Origin of the sequence: Sutcliffiella sp. NPDC057660, assembly GCF_042800035.1 — a bacterium.
GTDB lineage: Bacteria > Bacillota > Bacilli > Bacillales > Bacillaceae_I > Sutcliffiella_A.
In genome coordinates this window covers 171,530-194,384 of the sequence record NZ_JBHVHV010000007.1, presented here as the reverse complement: position 1 = coordinate 194,384, position 22,855 = coordinate 171,530, and the positions used below count along the sequence as shown (strand labels likewise).

Below are 22,855 nucleotides of genomic sequence, written 5' to 3'. Positions count from 1 at the left end.
GAGAAGAAAGGACGTTACCGATGACAATTGTTTATATTTTAGGGGCAGCCTTTGTGTGTGGGCTGATACTGCTTTTATACATGTTCAAGCAAGCAAAAGAAGAGACAATAAAAGAAGAAACATTGGCATTTTCTGAGTTTCCGGCAAGCTTCGGGAAGGTAGCCATCTTTTTTATCTCTGATATTCATAGAAGAAAGCTATCACCTGAATTCATACAACCGCTCGAAGGGAAAGTCGATTTTGTTGTAATCGGCGGAGACCTTGCAGAGAAAGGCGTCTCTCTGGAGCAAGTAAAAGAGAATATTGGAGTTTTGAAAAAGCTGGGTCTGATATTTTTTGTATGGGGTAACAATGACTATGAATTGGATTATCACGAATTGGATTCCCTCCTGTTGCACAACGGGGTAAAAATATTGGACAATACTGCTTTCAAGTTCGAGTCGGAAACAGGGGAACTTCTTGAGATTATCGGGGTGGACGATATGATTCACGAACGGGACGATCTAGAGCTTGCCTTGGGGGATGCGACAAAAGACAGTTTTAAAATCTTGGTCAGCCATGACCCGAAGATAGTAGAAAAATTCTCGGGTGAAAATAAAATCAGCCTTGTTTTAAGTGGACATACCCATGGAGGGCAAATCCGTATCTTAGGCTATGGACCTCACGAAAAAGGAGCAATCCATCATCTCCCGCAAACCACGCTCTTAGTAAGCAACGGTTTTGGAACCACAATGATTCCCTTGAGACTTGGCGCTCCACCTGAAACGCATCTGTTAACGATAACGACGAAGATTTGAAATGTGCGACCGGGTGGTCTGGTAACCGGACAGCTCAGTCGTTTTTCACTTAAATGAAATCGTAATATGGATTATTCAAAACCTATACAAAGTTTACACGACGAGATTCCTCCTATATAATTCAACTAAGGATTTTGTTAGGAGAGAAAGGGATCTTTATGTCAAAAAATGAAGGTAAGTACAATATTAAAGCAGCCTCAAAAATGCTTGGAATTCAACCTGGGACGCTTCGTGCCTGGGAAAGAAGGTACCAGATGATTGCACCTGTGCGTAACGACTCTGGTCATCGCCTTTATACGGAGGAGCATATAAAAATATTAAAGTGGCTTATTCAAAAAGTGAACAAGGGTTTTACCATCAGTCAGGCAGTATCCCTGCTTGATAAGAATCAACAGGAGCTATTGGAAACTGATGGTGGTGATTCAACTGCCAATTCGGATTTATCTAAAGATCTATTGGAGGAGCTATTAAAGGCCCTACTTGAGTTTGATGAAGGCCGTGCTCATGAAATAATGGATAAAATATTCAGCTTATATTCGGTGGAAAAGGTATTGATTGATATTTTAGGAACACTTCTGGTAAAGGTAGGGGACCTTTGGGAGAATGCGGAAATATCCAGTGCGCATGAGCATTTCGCTTCTGCATTCCTTCGTTCCCGAATCGGGATGATTCTGCATGGACTGCCAGTGAATGGATTTTTGCCCAAAACGGTATCGGTTTGTGGACCAGGGGAATGGCATGAGCTTGGTTTGCTGATCTATACGCTGTTTGTTAGAAGAAAAGGGTTCGATACCATTTATCTTGGTACCAGCATAGCAGATAATGATATTCATATTGTGCTGAAAGAAATAAACCCGAAATTTCTATTTTTATCCTGCACGCTATCCATTAACCTTCCGAAAACACTGGAAATGGTGGATGACCTGCACAGAGACTATCCGGATCTGATTATTGGGCTCGGTGGCTCGGCTGTTGATAGGATGCCGCAGCATAAACAAACGGAGTATCAAGAATTTTTGATCGGAAACACCATGAAAGAATGGGAAGACTGGCTTAAGCAACATATGGCTGCCAAGAATTAATGTACTTTACTTCCATTCTATGGGGAACGTAACGAACCAACTTACCACTCTTATCATAAAATGTAAGAAATAGCAGGGTGTAAAGGTTGGGAGGAGTCTTTCATGCGGCTGGAACGAATCAACTACAATAAAATAAAGATATTCCTCACGTTTGATGACCTCGATGAAAGAGGGTTGACAAAAGAGGATTTATGGAAGGACTCGCAAAAGGTTCATCAGCTGTTCCGTGACATGATTGATGAAGCGAGCGAAGAATTGGGTTTTGAAGTGAGTGGCTCCTTGGCCGTTGAGGTATATGCATTACAAGCTCAAGGCATGGTCGTCATTGTTACATCCACGGATGACGATTTTCTGGAAGAGGAATTTACCGATGACTACATCGAAATGCAAGTAACGGTCGATGAAAGTCATGAATTGTTTTATGAGTTCCATTCGTTTGACCACCTTATCGATTTAGCAAAGCGTTTAAAGCACTTTCATATAAATGGTGGCATGATCTATTCACACGAGAATATTTTTTATCTTCTCTTAGAGGAAGAGACGCCTCCATGCATGGATATTGATACGCTGATTGCCGTGTTATCAGAATATGGTTTTCCTTCTACCATGACTACTCACCGGGTGCATGAGTACGGGAAGATCATAATGGAGAAGAATGCTTTACAACAATTGAATGCCTATTTCAACTGAGCTCCAGCCGTGTCTACGCTTTTAGTAGATAGGGCTGGTTTTGTTCTATTGTATGATGTAGATGTCAGGGGAAACTTCCCGGATTGAATGCCTTCCGTATTATTTAGTGTGAATGTCTGATTTTTGTAACCGTTTGCAAATTTTTTTCTAAAATATTATTTTCTATCTTTGCATAAATGGTAGTAAGGTGTATACTATGTCATGAAGATGGACTTCGTAAATTTTGAGTGAAACAATCTAGGAGGGTACTTATGGTAGCCGAGAAAAGCAACGAGCAGACTAATAAACATGAAGACAAGTTGGATGTATTGAAATCAACACAAATTGTGATACATAAAGCCTTGGAGAGGCTAGGCTATCCCGAGGAAGTATATGAACTTTTAAAAGAACCCCTTCGCATGTTAACAGTGAAAATTCCTGTCCGTATGGATGATGGATCTGTGAAGATCTTCACTGGGTATCGTGCTCAACATAATGATTCTGTAGGACCTACAAAAGGTGGAATCCGCTTCCATCCGAATGTAACTGAGAAAGAAGTTAAAGCGCTTTCCATCTGGATGAGCTTGAAATGTGGAATTGTCGACCTTCCGTATGGTGGTGGTAAAGGAGGAATCGTTTGCGACCCTCGTGAAATGTCGTTCAGGGAATTGGAACGATTGAGCCGCGGTTATGTCCGCGCCATCAGTCAGATTGTTGGACCTACTAAGGATATTCCGGCTCCTGACGTATTTACGAACTCTCAGATCATGGCTTGGATGATGGATGAATACAGCCGTATAGACGAATTCAACTCACCTGGATTCATCACCGGTAAACCACTGGTACTTGGTGGATCACACGGAAGAGAATCAGCTACTGCAAAAGGTGTAACAATCTGTATCCATGAAGCGGCAAAGAAAAAAGGGATAGAGCTTAAAGGAGCCAAGGTTGTTGTACAAGGCTTCGGTAATGCTGGAAGCTACCTATCAAAGTTCATGCACGATGCAGGGGCTAAGGTGGTAGGTATCTCGGATGCTTATGGTGGATTGTATGACCCGAATGGACTGGATATCGACTATCTTCTAGATCGTCGTGACAGCTTTGGTACTGTAACGAAATTGTTCAATAATACAATTACAAATAAAGAGCTGTTGGAATTGGAATGCGACATCCTTGTTCCTGCAGCGATTGAAAACCAGATCACGGAAGAAAATGCCCACAACATCCGTGCGAAGATCGTTGTAGAGGCAGCGAATGGACCTACTACAATTGAAGGAACACAAATTCTGACTGATCGCGGAATTCTTCTTGTACCTGACGTCCTTGCTAGCGCAGGTGGAGTGACCGTTTCCTACTTTGAATGGGTGCAGAATAACCAAGGTTATTATTGGACCGAAGAAGAAGTGGAAGAAAAGCTTGAAAAAGTGATGGTTAAATCATTTAACAGCGTTTATGATACAGCTCAGAACCGCCGTGTTGATATGAGACTTGCAGCATACATGGTTGGTGCACGCAAAATGGCGGAAGCATCCCGATTCAGAGGCTGGATTTAATTATTTGCACATCATCTTACAATCCCCTATCATTAGTGATAGGGGATTTTTTCATGTCCTATTAATAATGTGTACGGAGTTGAAGCAACTGTGATTAATAGAGAAGCCATCATTGTAGGTGGAGGACCTTGTGGTATATCGGCAGCAATTGCCTTGCAGAATATCGGGCTCTCCCCACTTGTGCTAGAAAAAGGAAATATCGTCAACGCCATTTATCATTACCCAACTCACCAGACCTTTTTCAGCTCAAGTGAAAAGTTGGAGATTGGGGATGTTCCATTTATTACAGAGAACAGGAAACCTGTCAGAATTCAAGCGTTGACCTACTACCGCGAAGTGGTGAAAAGGAAAAAGGTTGAGATAAATGCGTTTGAAAAAGTGGAGTCGGTCCATAAGCAGGAAGACGGTACGTTCCTTGTAAAAACCTCTAAAGAAACTTATTTGACAAAATATGTTGTGGTTGCAACAGGTTATTATGATAATCATAATAAATTAGCGATCCCAGGTGCGGATCTGGAAAAGGTATCCCACTATTTCAAAGAAGGACATCCTTATTTTAATAAGCATGTCACTGTAATTGGCGGGAAAAATTCTAGTGTGGATGCTGCCTTGGAGTTGGTAAAGGCGGATGCACACGTGACAGTTGTGTACAGGGGTTCCAGCTACTCCCCAAGTGTGAAGCCATGGATACTGCCTGAGTTTGATGCACTCGTCAGAAACGGTACCATCAAGATGGTATTTGATGCAGATGTAACAAAGATAAACGAAGATACGGTAACCTATGCAACACGTGATGGGAAAGAAGAAACAATCAGAAATGATTATGTCTTTGCGATGATTGGCTATCACCCAGATCACCATTTTCTGACCAAAATGGGTGTGGAAATTGACCAGGAGTCAGGCCGACCGGCATTCAATCCTGATACGATGGAAACGAATGTGGAAGGCATTTTCATTGCTGGTGTAATTGCTGCTGGTAACAATGCAAATGAAATATTCATTGAAAATGGCCGTTTCCATGGGGGGCAAATTGCAGAGTGTTTAAAGAATAAAATGTGATATATAAGGAGCCGTCCGCGTAGACACCGTGTTGTCTGTCGGACGGCTGCTCTATTTTCATTGATGTTGTATGGAGGGGCGAGAAAAGAAAGGTTGAATTGGATGAAGGACGTTTTCGTGGTGCCGGGCAGGCAAAATGTCCATCATCCAGTGAATGAAGGACGTTTTCGTGGAGCCGGACGTGCAAAATGTCCATCATCAAGCGAATGAAGGACGTTTTCGTGGAGCCGGACGTGCAAAAGGTCCATCATCAAGCGAATGAAGGACGTTTTTAAGGTGTCAGGCAGGCAAAAGGTCCATCATCCAGTGAATGATGAACCTTTTCATGGTGTCGGGCAGGCAAAATGTCCATCATCAAGCGAATGAAGGACGTTTTCGTGGAGCCGGACGTGTAAAAGGTCCATCATCAAGCGGATGAAGGACCTTTTTAAGGTGCCTGGCAGGCAAAAGGTCCATCATCAAGCGAATGAAGGACGTTTTCGTGGTGCCTGGCAGGCAAAAGGTCCATCATCACGCGGATAAAGACCCCTTTAACGGTGCAGTGCAGGAAGCTTTAGGTTTATCTTAAAAACAATCTTTGCAACTCTTGGGAATCCTTCGTTTCTTCCATTGCCACAAGTAATTTGATTCGTGCCTTCTGACCGTTCAAGCCATTAGAGAAAATGACTCCAAGTTGCTTTAACTGGCGTCCTCCACCATCGTAGCCATAGATGTCCTGCACGATTCCGTTAAAGCAGCGGGAAACGAGGACGACAGGGATTTTTGCATCAGTCAGTTCTTTTAACCCTGCCAAAGTGGTAGGAGGGAGGTTGCCTTGTCCAAGGGCTTCAATCACCACTCCGTCAACCCCCATATCTTTCATAAGAGAGAAAATGGCGGAATCCATTCCGGCATAGGCTTTCAGCAGCATCACCTTTTTCGTTACATCCTTGATCGCATACTTGTCTTCTGCGACCGGAGAATGGTGGAAGGAAGCTCCGCGCTTTGTGACAATACCAATTGGCCCGTATTGCGGACTCTGGAAAGTGGCAATATTGCTTGTATGCGTTTTTGTAACGTTCTTGGCAGTGTGTATCTCATCGTTCAGTACAACCAGTACCCCTTTGTTTTTAGCTTCAGTGCTAGCTGCGACTTTCACAGAAGAGAGAAGATTGTATGGTCCATCAGAGCCGATCTCATTGCTTGAACGCATCGCCCCTGTCAGGACAATCGGCACTTTTGTCTGTACGGTCAGATCAAGGAAAAACGCTGTTTCCTCCAATGTATCTGTGCCGTGGGTAATGACGATCCCTTCATAGGAGTTCTCTGTCACCTGGGCATCGATGAAAGTGGATAGCTCCCACATATGGTGCGGTGTCATGTGGGGAGAAGGCAGATTGAAAAGTTCATGACTATCAATAATCAAATTAGGATCTGTGATGATGGGTGTTGCGGATAGTGGATTTTTTTCTCCGGGAGAGACTTCTCCCTGTTCGTTTTCTGACATGGAAATCGTTCCACCTGTGTGAATGAGTAAAATCTTTTTCTTCATCTATTTTCACCTCATTAATATACAAACAATTCCAAAAAAACTGGATGTATCATTCCATTAATTACGATAACATGATACGATAAAAAAAAACAGATGGAAACGAGGCTTATTTATGCTGGGCGTTGTATCCGCCGGAATTGCTCCCGGCTTGGCGTTGTTGTCATATTTTTATTTACGGGATACTTTTCAGAAAGAACCGATATCCTATGTGTTCAAGATATTCGTGTTCGGGGCACTGCTTGTGTTCCCGCTAATGTTCATACAATACGTGATTCAATTGGAGATGGGTGTGAACTCCAATTTAATAAAGGCTTTTTTTATGTCCGGGCTGTTGGAGGAATTCTTCAAATGGTTCATTTTGATCTATCTGGTCTATCGGAATGTTAACTTTGATGAGCACTACGATGGTATTGTATACGGAGTAGCAGTGTCACTGGGATTTGCCACTGCCGAGAATATTTTGTTTCTCATCGCAAATGGGGTGGAGCTTGCCATTGGGAGAGCGGTACTTCCTGTATCAAGCCATGCATTGTTTGGAGTCATCATGGGCTACTATCTTGGAAAAGGTAAATTTTCCATGGAACAGAAGAAACATAGAATATGCTTGAGTCTTTCTTTATTTGTTCCATTCTTGCTTCATGGTACATATGACATGATTATTCTCTCGCAAAAGCACTGGGGATTCTATATGGTTCCCTTTATGATCTTTTTATGGTGGTTAGGATTACGAAAAGTAAAACTCGCAAATACTGCATTGGTTTAGCCTACAAGGAAAACATTCCTTATAGGCTTTTTTTGTTATAAATGCCTGGTAATCGGCTCTCCATATTTTGGAATGCGTCTTTTATTAGACGGAATCTGTATAAAATGCCAACATCTACAGAAAATACTTGTAACAATTGTTTAAAGAAGACAAAGGAGGAAATGTAAGGTGAAGCGGTTACTAATAATTTCATGTATGTTCCTTATCAGCACCTGTATGCTATTTTCGATAAATCAGTCCAAAGTAAGTGCCTTTTCCGAACAGATCATTCAAAAGGGTGCTACCGGGAATGATGTGGTCGAGCTTCAAGCACGCCTTCAATACAATGGATATTACCAAGCTAAGATTGATGGGGTTTACGGCTGGACTACATACTGGGCAGTTAAAAACTTCCAACAGGAATTTGGATTAGATGATGTAGATGGACTGGTAGGTCCCAAAACGAAGGAAATGCTCAATAAATCAACCAAGTTTTACAAGGATTGGGTTCATCAACAGATTAATAGCGGGAAAAGATTCACTCATTATGGCGGCATGGAATTGAAGTATCAGGTGGAACCTTCCGCAACAACTATGGAAAAAGCAAAGCAGGGGGCAACTTCACAGTGGCAACAGAAGAAGGTGCAATATCAGCAAAAGCAGCCAGCGCCACAACAGGAGCAAGAAAAACCAGCACCACTACAGCAGGCGCCGGCAAAACCAGCACCAGGAAAACAGCCAGCGAAACCAGCACCACAACAAGAGGAACCAGCAAAACCGGCTCCTGCTCCAGAAGAGCCTGAGGAAGAAAAGCAGACGGCAACCAATATGCCAGGAGGGTATTCTGAAAACGATATTCAATTGATGGCCAATGCCGTTTACGGGGAAGCGCGTGGCGAGCCTTATGAAGGCCAGATTGCTGTTGCAGCAGTAATCTTGAATCGAATTAACAGCCCGACATTTCCAAATACGGTTTCAGGGGTAATCTTTGAGCCGCTTGCATTTACAGCTGTGGCGGATGGCCAAATCTGGCTCACACCAAATGATACTGCCAAAAGAGCGGTCATCGATGCCATCAATGGAATGGACCCTACAGAGGGTGCAACCTATTACTTCAACCCGGATACAGCAACAAGCGGCTGGATTTGGGGGCGTCCGCAAATAAAAAGAATCGGAAAACACATTTTCTGTGAATAAAGAGGGTGGAAAATTATGTTGAGACTTATCATTATCGCTGTTTTAGCAGTAGCTGTTGCAGGAACAGGGTATTGGGGTTATCAGGAGCATCAGGAAAAAAACGCAGTCCTCATTAATGCGGAAAATAACTATCAGCGTGCCTTTCATGACCTTGTATACCATGTGGACCTGTTACATGACAAAATTGGAACAACGCTCGCCATGAGTTCAAGGGAGCAATTGTCTCCATCCTTTGCAGAGGTTTGGAGAATAACATCTGAAGCTCAAAATGATGTGGGACAGTTGCCATTAACCTTACTTCCCTTTAACAAGACAGAGGAGTTCCTGACGAATATCGGGGATTACACGTATCAGGTTGCTATACGTGACCTGGATAAGAAACCTTTATCAAAAGATGAGTTTGATTCCTTGCAGACACTTTATCAAAAATCAGGTGAAATCAAGTCAGAGCTGAGAAAAGTGCAAAGCATGGTCATGAATCAAAACTTGCGCTGGATGGATGTGGAACTTGCATTATCAGCAAAAGACCAGCCGCAGGATAATGGGATTATTGATGGATTCAAAACTGTGGAGAAGAATGTGGAGGGGTACGAGGAAACAGATTTCGGTCCGACCTTTACATCCATGAACAAAAAGGATGAGAGCTTCAGCAGACTTTCTGGGAAGACAATAACAAAAGAAGAAGCCAAACAGGTTGCTGACCGTTACCTGGAGCTTGAAGGTGATGAAAAGATTACGATTACCGAAAACGGTGAAGGGTCCAAAGTAGGATTCTATAGCCTGAAGATCGTGGATAAAAACCAGGTGGATACGTACATGGATGTAGCCAAAAAAGGTGGCACGCCCATTTACATTGTGCAAAACAAAGAAGCAAAGCAAAAGAACATCAGCCTGAATGAAGCAACAGAAAAAGCCCGAAACTTCCTGAAGCAGAACAAGTTTGAAAGCCTGGATCTCTATGAAAGCGTGGAGTACAATAAGCTGGGGGTTTTCACTTTTGTTTCCAATCTGGATGGGGTGAGGATCTACCCGGATGCGATTAAAATGAAGGTAAGCCTCGACACTGGAGAGATTGTCGGGTTTTCAGCTAAAGACTATCTGATGGCCCACCATCTCCGTGAAATTCCTGAACCTGGAATCACCTACGAAGAAGCAACGGATAGAATCAATGAAAATGTGATGATCATGGAGGATCGCTTAGCAGTCATCAATAATGATACTGGTGAGGAAGTCCTATGCTATGAATTCCTTGGAACCATTAATGAAGATACTTATCAGATCTTCATTAATGCCGAAAATGGTAGGGAAGAAAAAGTGGAAAAACTGAAAAATGCTGAAGAATTATATGATTTATAATTGGAAAATCGTTATGGAAAAGCTAAAATTCGGCTTTTCCTTTTTTTGTTTACATGGTTTAATTATAGTAACTAGGGAGCTTGGAAAAAGAGAGACAAGCACGAAAGTTAGGGGGCAATTTTTTGTTGAAGACAGGGGTAATATTAACTCTTCATATGCAAAATGATGAAGGAGTGGAAAGGTACCGATGTAAGGTTCAAGAAGTGAAGGAAAATGAATTTTACGTTGACTATCCAGTACACATCAAGAATGGAAAAACTACATACATATTAAATGGCACGCAGCTGAACGTCTCATTTGTGACGGATGAAGGGCTTGCGTATCATTTTGACAGTGAAGTCATGGGGAGAATAAAGCAGTCCATTCCGATGATTCAGCTATCCTATCCTGGACACGAACAGCTAATCAAAATACAGAGAAGAGAATATGTTCGTGTCGAGAGCAGTGTAGACGTAGCTGTACATCCAGATTCTGCCGAGTTTCAACCCTTTACCACTGTTACACATGATATAAGTGCAGGTGGCAGTTCCATTATATTGCCCCAGGAAGCAACAATTCCTGAATCTGATACCATCCAGACGAATTTCGTCATCCATCTGAACAATGGGGAGATCTATTATCTGAAACTTAAAAGTAAGGTAATCCGTATTGTGGATGGGAAAAATGGACGAAAGAGAGCTTCACTACAGTTCGATCATATCAAAGAGCATGAAAGGCAAGTGATCATCAAATATTGTTTTGAGCAGCAACTATTAATGAGAAAAACACACTGATGAGAATATTTACCACTTTTTTCAGACATAATAAGTAGAAACGCCTGAGAAAATGTGGTGAGATAAAATGAAAAGGTTTGAAGGCATTATCGTAAAACTTCTTATCATTCAACTGTTTTGTCTTGTGGTAGCTCAAGCATTGATACTCTACACGGAGGTTTCCCCTTTCTTGACAAAGGTTGTTCAGTATGAAGGGGTAGATGGAATGGAGATCATGGAGCATATAGAAACATTCGACCAAAATAGATGATTATGATAAAATAATGAAGAAAATACGTCTGAAATCTGCAGGGGAGACCTGCTTTTTTCATTATAAGGCAGAAAAAAGATCAGTACATACGAGCGATGGAAGATTGGGTCTTTACAATTCCCGGTTCTTCAAATGTTGTTCGGTAGCAGGAGGAATTATGAACAATCATTATTTATCAGTAGCAATCGACGGACCGGCTGCAGCGGGGAAGAGTACTGTGGCAAAAATCGTAGCAGGGAAATTGGGCTACATCTATATTGATACAGGTGCAATGTACCGGGCAGTAACTTTTCAGGCTCTTCGCCATGATATTGACCTTGAGGATGAAGAAGCGCTGCAAAGCTTAGTTGGAAAGATGGATATCGATCTGCGTGCGGCTGCCAAACATGAGCAGCATGTATTCATTAATAACGAAAATGTAACGGAGGATATACGGACACACAATGTGACCAACTCCGTTTCCATTGTTGCCAAGCATAAAGCTGTCAGGGAAGAGATGGTGGAACGACAGCGCATCCTCGCACAAAGAGGCGGAGTAGTAATGGATGGACGCGACATCGGGACACATGTATTACCTCATGCAGAAGTAAAAGTATTCCTGTTGGCCTCTGTGGATGAGCGTGCAAGAAGAAGACACGCAGAGAACCTTGCAAAAGGTTTTGAATCCGATTTGGAAAAACTGAAAGAAGAGATTGCACGACGTGATAAACTGGATTCGGAAAGAGAGTTTGCTCCACTTGTCAAAGCGGATGATGCAAAAGAAATAGATACAACGTCCCTATCCATCGAACAAGTTGTGGAAAAAATTATGGACATTGTCAATGATACGGAAAGGATCTACAAAGCATGACCTTTTACTCATTTGCTAGATTTATCGTAAGTGTTGCTTTAAAGCCATTGTATCGAATAAAAGTGGTGGGCGAAGAGAATATTCCGAAAGATGGACCGGTTCTGCTATGTTCCAACCATATAGATAATCTTGATCCTCCGGTAGTAGGTATAACTTCCCCTAGGACCGTCCATTTCATGGCAAAAGAAGAAGTTTTCCGCGTACCGATCCTAAAGACCATTTTACCAAAATTGCACGCATTTCCAGTTAAAAGGGGAATGAGTGATCGCGAAGCACTACGGACTGCAATAAAGGTTTTGAAGGAAGGACATCTTCTGGGGCTTTTTCCTGAAGGAACCAGAAGCAAGACAGGTGAACTGCAGAAGGGATTGGCAGGTGCCGGATTTTTCGCATTAAGAAGTGAGGCTGTGGTTGTGCCATGTGCCATCATCGGACCATACAAGGCGTTTCAGCCATTAAAGGTTGTTTATGGCAAGCCGATTGATTTTGCAGAATATCGCAAGGAGAAAGTCTCCGCGGAAGAAGCTACCCTTATCATCATGAATTCCATCAAGGAACTTTTAGAAAAAAATAAATAGTTTAAGAGTTTTGACTTGACAAAATGTCCTATTTATTAGAAGTTAATAGAAAGAAGTTAAAATATTTGATGAATTTTGCATAAAAATAGCTATTTTTTTCATCAAAGCTTCACTCTGTCTGTTTAACAATAGATGGAATATTATCCATTTATGAATTATTACACGAAACATGCAACTTTGTTTAAGTCCATATGATAGTGCTTGGAAGTTTGTCCGGTCGCTTTCATATATACGTAACGGCTACCGTTACTTACATAAATAATGGAATAGTTGGTTTGTATAGAGGAGGTAATAATATGGTAGAAGACATGAATCAAGTAGAAGTGAAAAATTTAGAGGTTGGTACCAAAGTGACTGGAACTGTTACTAAAGTGGAAGAAAAGCAGGTTCTGGTTTCTATAGAAGGAAGCAAACTGGATGGGATCATTCCAATCAGTGAGCTGTCAAGCCTTCATGTAGAAAAGGCTACAGATGTTGTGGCGGAAGGGCAAGAGCTTCAGCTTAAAGTGACAAAAGTGGAGGATGAGCTTTTGGTCCTATCCAAAAAAGCGGTAGACGCAGATTTGGCATGGGAGGATCTCCAAAAGAAATTTGAATCCAAAGAGGTATTTGAAGCGGAAATCAAAGACGTTGTAAAAGGCGGCTTGGTAGTAGACCTTGGTGTTCGCGGCTTTGTACCTGCTTCCTTGGTGGAAAATCATTTTGTAGACGATTTCTCCGATTATAAAGGGAAAACGCTGACCTTCAAAGTGGTTGAATTGGAAAAAGAGAAAAATCGTGTAATTCTTTCCCATAGAGCTGTCGTAGAGGAAGAAATGAAAAATAAAAAGCATCAGGTGCTCGATTCCATTGAGACTGGCCAAGTACTTGAAGGTACTGTACAACGCATTACCGATTTCGGTGCATTTGTTGATATCGGTGGAGTGGACGGACTGGTTCATATTTCCCAGCTTTCCTATGAGCATGTAACAAAGCCTTCCGAGGTGGTTGCGGAAGGGCAAAAGGTGCAGGTGAAGGTACTTTCTGTCGATCGTGACAATGAAAGAATCTCCCTTTCCATTAAAGAAACTCTTCCGGGCCCTTGGAGTCAGGTTACTGAAAAGCTTTCAACCGGCAGCGTTACAGAAGGTGTCGTAAAACGCCTGGTTTCATTCGGAGCATTCGTTGAAGTTCTTCCAGGTGTGGAAGGGCTGGTTCATATTTCCCAAATCTCCAACAAGCATATCGGAACTCCACATGAAGTGCTTTCCGAAGGGGAAAAGGTCCAGGTAAAGGTTTTGGACATCAATGTCAACGAACAACGAATTTCCTTAAGCATCCGAGAATTGGAAGAGCCTGAACAGGAAGAGGACTATAGCCAATACAGCCATTCCGACGAATCCGGCGGTTTCCAGCTTGGGGATTTGATTGGCGACAAATTGAAAAAACTTAAAAAATAATTTTATAGGTGATAAACGGTGAGCAGAGCAAAAAGGAAAATGGACCATATCAAGCATGCTTTATCAACAGGTCAACTAAGACAACATGGTTTTGAGGATGTTATGTTCGTTCATCAAAACTTGCCGGACTCCAGTGTTTCATCTGTTCAATTGAATACAAAAATAGGCGAACTTGCTTTAAGTTCGCCTATTTTTATCAATGCAATGACTGGTGGAGGCGGGGCAGAGACCCTGGAAATCAACAAAGGGCTTGCTGGAGTTGCAAGGGAATGCAAGCTTGCTTTGGCAGTCGGTTCGCAAATGTCTGCAATCAAGGACATGGATGAAAGGGTTACGTATGAAATAGTACGTACAGAAAATCCAGACGGAATAATCTTTGCAAACCTAGGAAGTGAAGCGACAGTCGAGCAAGCGGTTCAAGCCGTCGACATGCTTGCTGCTGACGCGCTGCAAATCCATTTGAATGTGATTCAGGAACTTGTAATGCCAGAAGGTGATCGAGACTTTACTGGTGCCCTCAAAAGAATAGAGAAAATAGCTTCTTCGATTGATGTGCCAATCATTGTGAAAGAAACAGGTTTTGGCATGAGCAGAGAAGCGGCTCGTAAGCTTTCGGATGCAGGAGTATCCATTATTGATGTCGGCGGCTTCGGGGGGACAAATTTCTCCAGAATAGAGAACGAACGTCGGGAAAATCGTCTCACCTTCTTTGACGACTGGGGAATTTCCACGACATCCTCCATAGCAGAAGTGAGTCACTTTGTGCCGGAAGCAACAATCATAGGCTCTGGTGGTATACAAAGTGCCCTTGATATCGCAAAAGCAATTGCACTCGGGGCATCAGCTGTTGGGATTGCAGGGTATTTTCTTCGTGTCTATTTGGATGAGGGACAGGAAGCTTTATGTCGATTGATTGCTAATGTGCATGAAGATCTTAAAATGCTCATGACTGCTGTGGGAGCTTCTACTATTGAAGATCTTAAGCGCGTACAATTGGTTCTACGCGGAGAAACCTACCATTGGCTGACCCAGCGCGGCGTGGATACGAGCAGATACAGTAATCGGTGAGATTCATGGTGGCATTTAGTACATATATACAAAAAGCAGCGGCTCCATCAGGAGAACCGCTGCTTTTTGTTTGCTTATCTATTACGCTCTCTTGCCTCTTCCGGACCTTCAAGCTTTGTTGCACCGGGATATTTCAAAGACTGATCACGGTCTGACTCTGTTCGCTTCTGAGCTTTCAATTTCTTCTCCTGTCTATCTTTTCCCATTCTTATCACCTCAACGAAAAATGATTATCTGACTTATTATTTGCTTCTTTTGAAAAAAGATACGAAGGACCGTGACTAGCTTTCTGTTTTTTTACCCATAATGTATGGTGTGATGGGAGGGAAATGGCATGGTATCGGAAGGGTTATATTTTTATTTTCTATCGTGGGTCGGCTGGATCATTGTGACCTTCTTTTTTGCGAAGAGTCAACAGAGGTTTCTTTTGTCTGCACTTCTTTTATTGATAATTATAGGCTCTAATACATTTATTCCAGTTGTGGATTTTCAAGTAAGCGTTTCCTTTATCGTTCTTGCGATTATGGCAATCATTTTGCTTGTCAAAGTGCTGAAGAAGCATTTTTTGCTTCATTATTTTTCCATATGCACAGTTGCACTTGCCTATGTGTGCTTTAAACTGTTTGAGATTTATGATCCGGTTTGGATTATTTTCCATAGAACTTGGATGCTTTCCATCATTCTCTTGTATTTGGCATTATTGCTTTTCAAATCAAAAAGCGAGAGGTATGTTTTTCTTTTGACAGGGCTGTTGATGGGGGAGCTTCTCAGCATATTTGTGTTGCATTCCGTCTTTCGTTATTCCATCATAGGAGCCTTTGAATTTCTGGACGTTTTTTCATTAACGGTTTCAGGATTATCAGTCTGGGTATTTTTTGAAACCGTCACTGTTTATCTGGATGGCTTCATACAAAAGCGTGTAAAGGAGAAACAAGGATGAACGAATACACTTACCCTATACTATTTGGGGTTATAATAGGCCTCGTCACAAGGATATACATGCTAAAAACGGATTATAGGCAATATCCGACGTACTTGCATGGAAAGGTGATTCACCTGTCGCTTGCTTTCATTGCGGCGGGACTTGGTACGATTGCCGTTCCTGCTATCATGGAAGAGGAATTTGCCGCCATTACGTTCCTCGCTCTTGCTGCATCCCAATTTCGCGATGTGCGTAATATGGAAAGAAACACGCTGACGGAACTGGATGGCTATGAGCTTGTACCGAGAGGCAGTACATACATAGAGGGAATTGCAATCGCTTTTGAAGGAAGAAATTATTTGGTGATCATCACATCGTTTTTGGCTACATTAGCTTATCTTGTAGGAAACTTCTGGGTGGGGCTTGTAGTGGGTATTTCTGCGATGCTCATTTCCCACCGGCTGATGACAGGGGGACAGATCAAGGACATCGTAGAAATTGAATACGTTAAACCGCATTTCAAGGATGCTGGGCTCTACGTGGACAACATCTATATCATGAATATTGGTTTACCGGATAGGCAAAAGGAAGTCCTTCAGTATGGAATGGGTTTTATTCTGACACCGAAAAATTTTAATGCAAGAAGCACCATTGCCAATCTTGGACAAAGGCAGGCGATTCTTCATGATATGTCGACCGCTCTCGGAGTCTACCGTGATTCCGGAACTCCGGCTTTGGTCCCCCTCGCCAAAAGGGATCTCAATGACGGACGCGTAGGGGTTTTTGTGCTGCCACAGGAACAGGACCTCGAAATTGCACTTTCGATATTGGGGCAGGTTCCTACCTTGGAGAACGCAATAAGGATGCCGGCGGAAAAAATCAAAGAGAAGGTAAAATAACATGGAAATGGAAAAATATATTTTAGCGGTCATTACTACAAACTCTGCCAAAATAGCAGGTGGCGCTCCTGTATTCACATGTGATACGAAAGAAGAAATGGAGTTTGTCGCAGCAAACCTTGAAGCAATCCTGGATGGAATCGCCCATGGATTGGGTGAGGAGCTATATATCATTGTGAAGCATTAGACTCCCGGGATGATGAGTGTGGAAAAAGTCAGACTTCCTTATTGGAATCAATAATGTTAAACTATTCTAGTTAGACCCTTCCGGCTTCAGGAGGGTTTCTTTTATTAATGTTTAACCTTTTTGTCTTATCTTTTTCAGAATAGGTAAAGACTAAAGGATATGGGAAAAGCGAAAAAGTAGAGTTTCTTCATCAACTTGATAGAGAATTTTTACATAAATATTTAGAAAATTGGGAGGGTGGTCAAGATGCCAAAACCAACCGTTGCGATTGTCGGAAGACCGAATGTCGGGAAGTCGACCATATTTAATCGTATTGTAGGAGAAAGAATCTCCATTGTAGAAGATATTCCTGGTGTAACTAGAGACCGAATCTATAGCTCAGGAGAATGGTTAAACCAATACTTTAATCTAATTGATACTGGTGGAATAGAAATCAGTGACGCGCCATTTATGACGCAGATTCGTGAGCAGGCAGAAATCGCCATTGATGAGGCTGATGTCATCATTTTCTTGACAAATGGCCGTGAAGGATTGACAACAGCGGATGAAGAGGTGGCGAAAATCCTCTACCGCTCCAAAAAGCCGGTCGTTGTAGCGGTAAATAAAGTGGATAATCCGGATATGAGAGATACATTATATGACTTTTACGCATTAGGCTTTGGAGAGCCGATCCCAATTTCAGGTTCCCATGGATTGGGACTTGGAGATCTGTTGGATCTGGTCATTGCCAATTTCCCTAACAAGCAGGAAGAGGAATATGATGATGATACCATCAAGTTCTCTCTTATCGGGCGTCCGAATGTCGGGAAATCTTCTCTTGTGAACGCCCTTTTAGGCGAAGAGCGAGTGATTGTCAGTAATATTGCCGGTACTACCCGTGATGCCATTGATACACCATACAAGTACGATGGCAAGGAATACGTGATCATTGATACTGCTGGTATGAGAAAAAAAGGGAAAGTGTACGAGACTACCGAAAAATATAGTGTATTACGTGCATTGCGTGCAATTGAACGCTCGGACGTAGTTCTAGTTGTAATAGACGGCGAAGAAGGAATCATCGAGCAGGATAAGAAAATCGCAGGCTATGCCCATGAAGCGGGACGTGCCATCGTAATTGTAGTGAACAAGTGGGACGCTGTGGAAAAAGACGACAAGACAATGAAGGAATTTGAACAGAAAATAAGAGACCATTTCTTATTCCTGGACTATGCTCCAATTGTTTTCCTTTCTGCAAAAACGAAGAAGCGTGTGCATACACTGATCCCGAAAATTGATCTGGCAAGTGAGAACCATGCAATGCGTGTTGTGACAACCGTCCTGAACGATGTCATCATGGATGCAGTTGCGATGAATCCTACACCGACTGATAAAGGGCAAAGATTGAAAATCTACTATGCGACTCAAGTGGCTATCAAACCGCCGACATTTGTCATCTTTGTAAATGATCCGGAATTGATGCATTTCTCTTACAAGCGTTTCTTGGAAAACCGTATTCGAGATGCGTTCGGATTTGAAGGAACCCCTATTAGACTTATTGCACGTCCACGTAAGTAATGGAGAGGGAGTGAGTTCGTGAAAAAGGTAGCAGTTCTTGGTGCCGGAAGCTGGGGCACCGCACTGGCGTTGGTGTTGGCAGACAATGATCACGAAGTACGTCTTTGGGGTCATAAAAAAGAGCAGATTGATGAGATAAATTCCACCCACACTAACAATAAGTATTTGAAAAACATTACTCTGTCAGAGGGGATTGTCGGTTACACCTCGATGGAGCAAGCTGTATCAGGTGTAGATGCCATTGTGCTGGCAGTTCCTACTAAAGCGATGAGAGAGGTATGTCAGCAGGTCAAGCAGTACCTGGGCTCTCCCCATCTGTTTGTGCATGTGAGTAAAGGAATTGAACCTGATACGCATCTTCGTGTCTCTGAGGTCATTGAGGAGGAGCTTCCTGAAAACGTGAGGGAAGCGGTTGTGGTACTATCCGGCCCTAGTCATGCAGAAGAGGTAAGTTTAAGGCAGCCTACTACTGTTACGGCTGCGTCCTCCAATTTGATTGCCGCGGAAAAGGTGCAGGACCTCTTCATCAACCAACATTTCCGAGTTTATACCAACACGGATGTGGTCGGGGTGGAGATAGGCGGATCTTTGAAGAATATTATCGCCCTGGCAGCAGGTATTACCGATGGTCTCGGGTATGGCGATAACGCGAAAGCAGCCCTTATTACACGGGGACTCGCGGAAATTGCGCGTCTGGGAAGCTGTTTGGGTGCAAATCCGTTAACTTTCCTCGGGTTGACCGGAATGGGAGATTTGATTGTAACGTGTACGAGTGTGCATAGCAGAAACTGGCGTGCAGGAAATATGCTTGGTAAAGGCATGAAGCTCGATGAAGTTCTCGAAAACATGGGAATGGTAGTCGAGGGTGTCCGGACGACGAAAGCGGCCTACCAGCTGTCCCAGAAGCTGCAGGTGAAAATGCCGCTCACCTCCGCTCTCTACCACGTGCTATTCGATGGTGTGGATCCGAAAGATGCAGTGGATGAATTGATGAGCCGCAACAAAACCACCGAGCTTGATGATCTGTCCCAATTGCTTGGAGATCGCTTCTCTTCTTAAGGAAGAGGAGCTTTTTTTGTAACATTTCAAGCGAAGAAAATTTTTTGAAAATGAACACCCAATTGGGCTCCTTGCATAGTGTATAAAGAAGAATTGATGGGAGGGTGCTTTCGTTAATCCATACTAATCCATAATTTTTACATGCTTTATTTGCGATAAATAGGCATTTGGCGATGCATGTTTGCATGGCGCCGCATATGATGTGAATGAGGATATCACTGGTTGAGCTGTGGGATTGGATTATTTAGTCTATTACATGTTGCTGAAGTAAAACAGCCCCTTTTACTTCAGCTTTTTTTGTGGGGACAGGTCCCGTGTCCCCAATAAGTTTTTGTCCGTTTTGTGACCCGTTTGCTTGGACAAGCAGGTCAAGGAAAGCAATTGGAGTTTTTTTCATGTTTATATTATGCTATAATATTTGACGGAAAAGGAGAGATGAGAATGTCACCTGCATTGATGAAAATGTGGATTTCGTTTGTTGCGATGGGCTTTATGGTCATATCCGTACTTACTGTATACTTCACTAGATTTAAAGTTAAAAATAATGTAATCCGGATTATTTTGAATACAATTGCTTTTCTGTTGATCATAGTTGCTGGACTTATCATCTTTTATGTTGTGTTCAGTGGACCAGTACCTGAAAGTGCCTAAATGCACAGGTTATAGAAAATTGTGATAAAGGTGGAAAAATTCATGCCGTTAAATAAGTTCCTCCTCCTAGCAGGAATGGCAGCGATGATGTTGCTGCTGACAGGTTGTTTGTATCCCCAGGACCGTTTGACGCAAAATCAGGTTCCCTATGAGGATCAGCTTGCAGCCGTTCAATCTGCGGTCAATCAATATCGCGAGGCAAGCGGTGGGCTACTTCCGATAAAGGACAGGGATATGGAAACGCCGATCTATCAGAAGTATCCGATAGATTTCAATAAACTATCACCAAAGTATATGCAGGAGCCACCCGGAACAGCGTATGAAAACGGTGGGGTTTACCTCTATGTCCTGGTTGACGTCGAGGAGAACCCGACTGTGAAGCTGATCGACCTTAGAATTTCTGAGAAGATCCGTGATCTGAATGTGCGTATTTCCATTTATAAAAGCTCAAATGGCGGTTACCCCCCTGTAAAGGAAGTCATCAGCGATTCTGCGTTCCGTGTGGATTGGGACAAGCTTGGGTTCTCTGAGGAGCCGCATGCCGAAAGTCCTTATTCCGGTAAAAATCTGCCGTTTATTTTAGATGAAAATGGAGAAATCAAAGTAGACTACTCCATGGATCTGTATGATTTCCTTCAAAAGCATGACCATCATTTCAAAGAAGGTGAGGATATCAGGGAGATATTGGTCGATAACTCCGTTTTTGTCCCTGCATTTTCCCTACCGTATACATTGGACGAAAATAAAGAGCCTGTGATTACAAAATCTGATAATAATTAGTCATGAACCCTTTTTTAGAGAATACATTCTAAAGAAGGGTTTTTTGTTATTCCAAGCACAGAACCCCTTCTTTGATCATAGCTGACAATCTTTAAATAAAAATACAGTTGAGAGGGATTTAATTTTCTAAAAGTAGTCATATTTAATTAGGACAACATCATACACATATAGTGTCATAGATTCTATTCTTACTAGAAAATGAATATCCCAAGATAAATGTCGGGAGGGAATCACTTGGAAAAAGTAGATATTTTCAAAGATATCGCTGAACGGACTGGCGGCGATATATATTTAGGGGTCGTAGGCGCTGTTCGTACAGGGAAATCAACGTTCATCAAACGGTTCATGGAGTTAGTGGTTCTGCCGAATATCGGTAATGAGTCGGATAAAGCTCGGGCACAGGATGAGCTTCCGCAAAGTGCAGCAGGAAAAACAATCATGACAACAGAGCCGAAGTTCGTACCTAACCAGGCGGTAAAGGTGAGGGTGGATGAAGGCCTTGATGTGAATATTCGCCTGGTTGATTGTGTCGGTTATACGGTACCTGGTGCAAAAGGGTATGAAGATGAAAATGGTCCAAGAATGATCAACACTCCATGGTATGAGGAGCCAATTCCTTTCCATGAAGCGGCCGAAATCGGCACGAGAAAGGTGATTCAGGAGCATTCCACAATCGGTGTCGTCATTGCAACGGATGGTAGCATCGGTGAAATTCCACGCAGAGATTATATCGAAGCGGAGGAGCGTGTGGTGGAAGAGCTGAAGGAAGTTGGTAAGCCATTCATCATGGTTATCAATACCGTACAGCCTTACCATCCAGAGACGGAAGCATTAAAAAGAGAACTTTGTGAGAAGTATGATATCCCTGTCATCGCCATGAGCGTGGAGAGTATGAGGGAGTCTGATGTCTTCAATGTACTAAGGGAAGCACTATTTGAGTTCCCGGTACTGGAAGTGAACGTCAATCTTCCAAGCTGGGTGATGGTGCTCAAAGAGAACCACTGGCTGCGTGAAAGCTACCAGGAGGCTGTTAAGGATACAGTCAAGGATATTAAACGCCTTCGTGACGTTGACCGGGTTGTCGGCCAATTCAGCGAGTATGAGTTCATTGATCGTGCCGGGCTTGCGGGAATCGAAATGGGGCAGGGGGTCGCCGAGATCGACCTCTATGCTCCAGATGACCTGTATGACCATATTTTAAAAGAGGTAGTGGGTGTCGAGATCAGAGGGAAGGATCACCTTCTGCAATTGATGCAGGATTTTGCCTATGCAAAGGCGGAGTATGATCAAGTTTCTGACGCTTTGAGGATGGTAAAGCAAACCGGCTATGGTATTGCCTCTCCTGCCTTGAGCGATATGAGCCTCGAGGAGCCGGAAATCATCCGTCAAGGTTCCCGATTTGGAGTAAGACTCAAGGCGGTAGCCCCTTCCATTCATATGATCAAGGTGGATGTGGAGTCTGAGTTTGCACCAATCATCGGTACGGAAAAACAAAGTGAGGAACTGGTGCGCTACCTCATGCAGGACTTTGAGGATGATCCGCTTTCCATCTGGAATTCAGACATCTTCGGCCGTTCCCTCAGTTCCATTGTTCGCGAAGGGATCCATGCGAAAATCTCCTTGATGCCTGAAAATGCGAGATATAAGCTGAAAGAAACGCTCGAGCGAATCATCAACGAAGGCTCCGGTGGTTTGATCGCGATTATCCTATAAAAAATATGTCGAACAGGTTTAACAGCTCCCAAAAGGTGGTACGTTACACAAATGGTGAGCTGTTTTTTATTTTTGTAACGGAAATCCCTTGCCTAGTGCATTTTCATATGTTAATCTACTAACAGAAAATCTTCTCTTAATTG

At 42.8% G+C, this 22,855-nt stretch carries 24 protein-coding genes; 22 read left to right on the top strand and 2 right to left on the bottom strand.

The window, feature by feature from the left end; translation table 11 throughout:
• The first annotated feature begins 20 nt into the window (after window positions 1-20).
• The 5 genes from ACFVAD_RS09905 to ACFVAD_RS09885 all read left to right on the top strand — a co-directional run bounded on the left by ACFVAD_RS09905 (window position 21) and on the right by ACFVAD_RS09885 (window position 5,160).
• A complete protein-coding gene (locus tag ACFVAD_RS09905; RefSeq protein ID WP_386638897.1) occupies window positions 21-797 on the top strand; it encodes a metallophosphoesterase in 777 nt (258 codons plus the stop codon).
• A gap of 158 nt (window positions 798-955) precedes the next feature.
• Window positions 956-1,879 (top strand): MerR family transcriptional regulator, encoded by a 924-nt coding sequence (locus ACFVAD_RS09900; RefSeq protein WP_386638895.1) that lies wholly within the window; start codon window positions 956-958, stop codon window positions 1,877-1,879.
• 102 nt (window positions 1,880-1,981) lie between these two features.
• Window positions 1,982-2,569, top strand: coding sequence for a genetic competence negative regulator (locus tag ACFVAD_RS09895; protein ID WP_386638892.1), 588 nt, complete (start codon window positions 1,982-1,984; stop codon window positions 2,567-2,569).
• A 251-nt stretch (window positions 2,570-2,820) separates the two neighbouring features.
• Window positions 2,821-4,101, top strand: a complete 1,281-nt coding sequence (locus ACFVAD_RS09890) for a Glu/Leu/Phe/Val family dehydrogenase (RefSeq protein WP_386638889.1) — start codon at window positions 2,821-2,823, stop codon at window positions 4,099-4,101.
• 90 nt (window positions 4,102-4,191) lie between these two features.
• Complete coding sequence (locus ACFVAD_RS09885) at window positions 4,192-5,160, top strand: YpdA family putative bacillithiol disulfide reductase (protein WP_386638886.1); 969 nt, start codon at window positions 4,192-4,194, stop codon at window positions 5,158-5,160.
• Window positions 5,161-5,719: 559 nt separating this feature from the next.
• Here the strand turns inward: ACFVAD_RS09885 and ACFVAD_RS09880 are convergent.
• Window positions 5,720-6,691, bottom strand: a complete 972-nt coding sequence (locus ACFVAD_RS09880; RefSeq protein ID WP_386638883.1) for an asparaginase — start codon at window positions 6,689-6,691, stop codon at window positions 5,720-5,722.
• Between the two features lie 112 nt (window positions 6,692-6,803).
• On the opposite strand from ACFVAD_RS09880, the gene prsW reads away from it, so the two are divergent.
• The 9 genes from prsW (at window position 6,804) to fni (ending at window position 14,944) form a co-directional block, all read left to right on the top strand.
• A complete protein-coding gene (gene prsW, locus ACFVAD_RS09875; protein WP_386638880.1) occupies window positions 6,804-7,454 on the top strand; it encodes a glutamic-type intramembrane protease PrsW in 651 nt (216 codons plus the stop codon).
• A gap of 195 nt (window positions 7,455-7,649) precedes the next feature.
• On the top strand, window positions 7,650-8,630 hold the full coding sequence (gene sleB, locus ACFVAD_RS09870; protein WP_386639094.1) for a spore cortex-lytic enzyme: 981 nt from the start codon (window positions 7,650-7,652) through the stop codon (window positions 8,628-8,630).
• A 15-nt stretch (window positions 8,631-8,645) separates the two neighbouring features.
• Window positions 8,646-9,986, top strand: coding sequence for a germination protein YpeB (ypeB, locus tag ACFVAD_RS09865; RefSeq protein WP_386638877.1), 1,341 nt, complete (start codon window positions 8,646-8,648; stop codon window positions 9,984-9,986).
• 122 nt (window positions 9,987-10,108) lie between these two features.
• Complete coding sequence (locus ACFVAD_RS09860; protein WP_386638874.1) at window positions 10,109-10,759, top strand: flagellar brake protein; 651 nt, start codon at window positions 10,109-10,111, stop codon at window positions 10,757-10,759.
• A 67-nt stretch (window positions 10,760-10,826) separates the two neighbouring features.
• Entirely contained in the window at window positions 10,827-11,009 is a 183-nt protein-coding gene (locus ACFVAD_RS09855) for a YpfB family protein (RefSeq protein WP_386638871.1), read from the top strand.
• 157 nt (window positions 11,010-11,166) lie between these two features.
• A complete protein-coding gene (gene cmk / locus ACFVAD_RS09850; protein ID WP_386638868.1) occupies window positions 11,167-11,859 on the top strand; it encodes a (d)CMP kinase in 693 nt (230 codons plus the stop codon).
• Complete coding sequence (locus ACFVAD_RS09845; RefSeq protein WP_386638865.1) at window positions 11,856-12,437, top strand: lysophospholipid acyltransferase family protein; 582 nt, start codon at window positions 11,856-11,858, stop codon at window positions 12,435-12,437. Before cmk ends, ACFVAD_RS09845 begins: the two co-directional genes overlap by 4 nt.
• Window positions 12,438-12,733: 296 nt before the next feature.
• Complete coding sequence (gene rpsA, locus ACFVAD_RS09840) at window positions 12,734-13,876, top strand: 30S ribosomal protein S1 (RefSeq protein ID WP_386638862.1); 1,143 nt, start codon at window positions 12,734-12,736, stop codon at window positions 13,874-13,876.
• 18 nt (window positions 13,877-13,894) lie between these two features.
• Entirely contained in the window at window positions 13,895-14,944 is a 1,050-nt protein-coding gene (gene fni / locus ACFVAD_RS09835; RefSeq protein WP_386638859.1) for a type 2 isopentenyl-diphosphate Delta-isomerase, read from the top strand.
• 74 nt (window positions 14,945-15,018) lie between these two features.
• On the opposite strand, the gene ACFVAD_RS09830 is transcribed toward fni, so the two are convergent.
• Entirely contained in the window at window positions 15,019-15,150 is a 132-nt protein-coding gene (locus ACFVAD_RS09830) for a YpzI family protein (RefSeq protein WP_386638856.1), read from the bottom strand.
• 128 nt (window positions 15,151-15,278) lie between these two features.
• Here ACFVAD_RS09830 and ACFVAD_RS09825 point away from each other — a divergent pair, with 128 nt between their 5' ends.
• The 8 genes from ACFVAD_RS09825 to spoIVA all read left to right on the top strand — a co-directional run bounded on the left by ACFVAD_RS09825 (window position 15,279) and on the right by spoIVA (window position 22,712).
• A complete protein-coding gene (locus ACFVAD_RS09825) occupies window positions 15,279-15,884 on the top strand; it encodes a YphA family membrane protein (protein WP_386638853.1) in 606 nt (201 codons plus the stop codon).
• Window positions 15,881-16,765, top strand: coding sequence for a YIEGIA family protein (locus ACFVAD_RS09820; protein WP_386638850.1), 885 nt, complete (start codon window positions 15,881-15,883; stop codon window positions 16,763-16,765). Before ACFVAD_RS09825 ends, ACFVAD_RS09820 begins: the two co-directional genes overlap by 4 nt.
• A 1-nt stretch (window position 16,766) precedes the next feature.
• Window positions 16,767-16,952 carry a capping complex subunit for YIEGIA gene (locus ACFVAD_RS09815; protein WP_386638848.1) on the top strand — a complete coding sequence of 62 codons (186 nt, stop codon included), beginning with the start codon at window positions 16,767-16,769 and terminating at the stop codon, window positions 16,950-16,952.
• 246 nt (window positions 16,953-17,198) lie between these two features.
• Window positions 17,199-18,509: a ribosome biogenesis GTPase Der gene (gene der, locus ACFVAD_RS09810; protein ID WP_386638845.1), complete on the top strand. Its 1,311-nt coding sequence runs from the start codon at window positions 17,199-17,201 to the stop codon at window positions 18,507-18,509.
• Between the two features lie 18 nt (window positions 18,510-18,527).
• Window positions 18,528-19,568 carry an NAD(P)H-dependent glycerol-3-phosphate dehydrogenase gene (locus tag ACFVAD_RS09805; protein WP_386638843.1) on the top strand — a complete coding sequence of 347 codons (1,041 nt, stop codon included), beginning with the start codon at window positions 18,528-18,530 and terminating at the stop codon, window positions 19,566-19,568.
• A 441-nt stretch (window positions 19,569-20,009) separates the two neighbouring features.
• Window positions 20,010-20,219, top strand: coding sequence for a DUF2768 domain-containing protein (locus tag ACFVAD_RS09800; protein WP_386638840.1), 210 nt, complete (start codon window positions 20,010-20,012; stop codon window positions 20,217-20,219).
• 42 nt (window positions 20,220-20,261) lie between these two features.
• Window positions 20,262-20,999 (top strand): hypothetical protein, encoded by a 738-nt coding sequence (locus ACFVAD_RS09795; protein ID WP_386638837.1) that lies wholly within the window; start codon window positions 20,262-20,264, stop codon window positions 20,997-20,999.
• Window positions 21,000-21,233: 234 nt separating this feature from the next.
• Window positions 21,234-22,712 carry a stage IV sporulation protein A gene (gene spoIVA / locus ACFVAD_RS09790; RefSeq protein WP_386638835.1) on the top strand — a complete coding sequence of 493 codons (1,479 nt, stop codon included), beginning with the start codon at window positions 21,234-21,236 and terminating at the stop codon, window positions 22,710-22,712.
• The last annotated feature ends 143 nt before the right edge of the window (window positions 22,713-22,855 follow it).

Coding starts and splice junctions, on each gene's coding strand:
- ACFVAD_RS09905 (WP_386638897.1), top strand. CDS start 21: ATGACAATTGTTTATATTTTAGGGGCAGCCTTTGTGTGTGGGCTGATA.
- ACFVAD_RS09900 (WP_386638895.1), top strand. CDS start 956: ATGTCAAAAAATGAAGGTAAGTACAATATTAAAGCAGCCTCAAAAATG.
- ACFVAD_RS09895 (WP_386638892.1), top strand. CDS start 1,982: ATGCGGCTGGAACGAATCAACTACAATAAAATAAAGATATTCCTCACG.
- ACFVAD_RS09890 (WP_386638889.1), top strand. CDS start 2,821: ATGGTAGCCGAGAAAAGCAACGAGCAGACTAATAAACATGAAGACAAG.
- ACFVAD_RS09880 (WP_386638883.1), bottom strand. CDS start 6,691: ATGAAGAAAAAGATTTTACTCATTCACACAGGTGGAACGATTTCCATG.
- prsW (WP_386638880.1), top strand. CDS start 6,804: ATGCTGGGCGTTGTATCCGCCGGAATTGCTCCCGGCTTGGCGTTGTTG.
- sleB (WP_386639094.1), top strand. CDS start 7,650: ATGTTCCTTATCAGCACCTGTATGCTATTTTCGATAAATCAGTCCAAA.
- ypeB (WP_386638877.1), top strand. CDS start 8,646: ATGTTGAGACTTATCATTATCGCTGTTTTAGCAGTAGCTGTTGCAGGA.
- ACFVAD_RS09855 (WP_386638871.1), top strand. CDS start 10,827: ATGAAAAGGTTTGAAGGCATTATCGTAAAACTTCTTATCATTCAACTG.
- cmk (WP_386638868.1), top strand. CDS start 11,167: ATGAACAATCATTATTTATCAGTAGCAATCGACGGACCGGCTGCAGCG.
- ACFVAD_RS09845 (WP_386638865.1), top strand. CDS start 11,856: ATGACCTTTTACTCATTTGCTAGATTTATCGTAAGTGTTGCTTTAAAG.
- rpsA (WP_386638862.1), top strand. CDS start 12,734: ATGGTAGAAGACATGAATCAAGTAGAAGTGAAAAATTTAGAGGTTGGT.
- ACFVAD_RS09830 (WP_386638856.1), bottom strand. CDS start 15,150: ATGGGAAAAGATAGACAGGAGAAGAAATTGAAAGCTCAGAAGCGAACA.
- ACFVAD_RS09825 (WP_386638853.1), top strand. CDS start 15,279: ATGGTATCGGAAGGGTTATATTTTTATTTTCTATCGTGGGTCGGCTGG.
- ACFVAD_RS09820 (WP_386638850.1), top strand. CDS start 15,881: ATGAACGAATACACTTACCCTATACTATTTGGGGTTATAATAGGCCTC.
- ACFVAD_RS09815 (WP_386638848.1), top strand. CDS start 16,767: ATGGAAATGGAAAAATATATTTTAGCGGTCATTACTACAAACTCTGCC.
- der (WP_386638845.1), top strand. CDS start 17,199: ATGCCAAAACCAACCGTTGCGATTGTCGGAAGACCGAATGTCGGGAAG.
- ACFVAD_RS09800 (WP_386638840.1), top strand. CDS start 20,010: ATGTCACCTGCATTGATGAAAATGTGGATTTCGTTTGTTGCGATGGGC.
- ACFVAD_RS09795 (WP_386638837.1), top strand. CDS start 20,262: ATGCCGTTAAATAAGTTCCTCCTCCTAGCAGGAATGGCAGCGATGATG.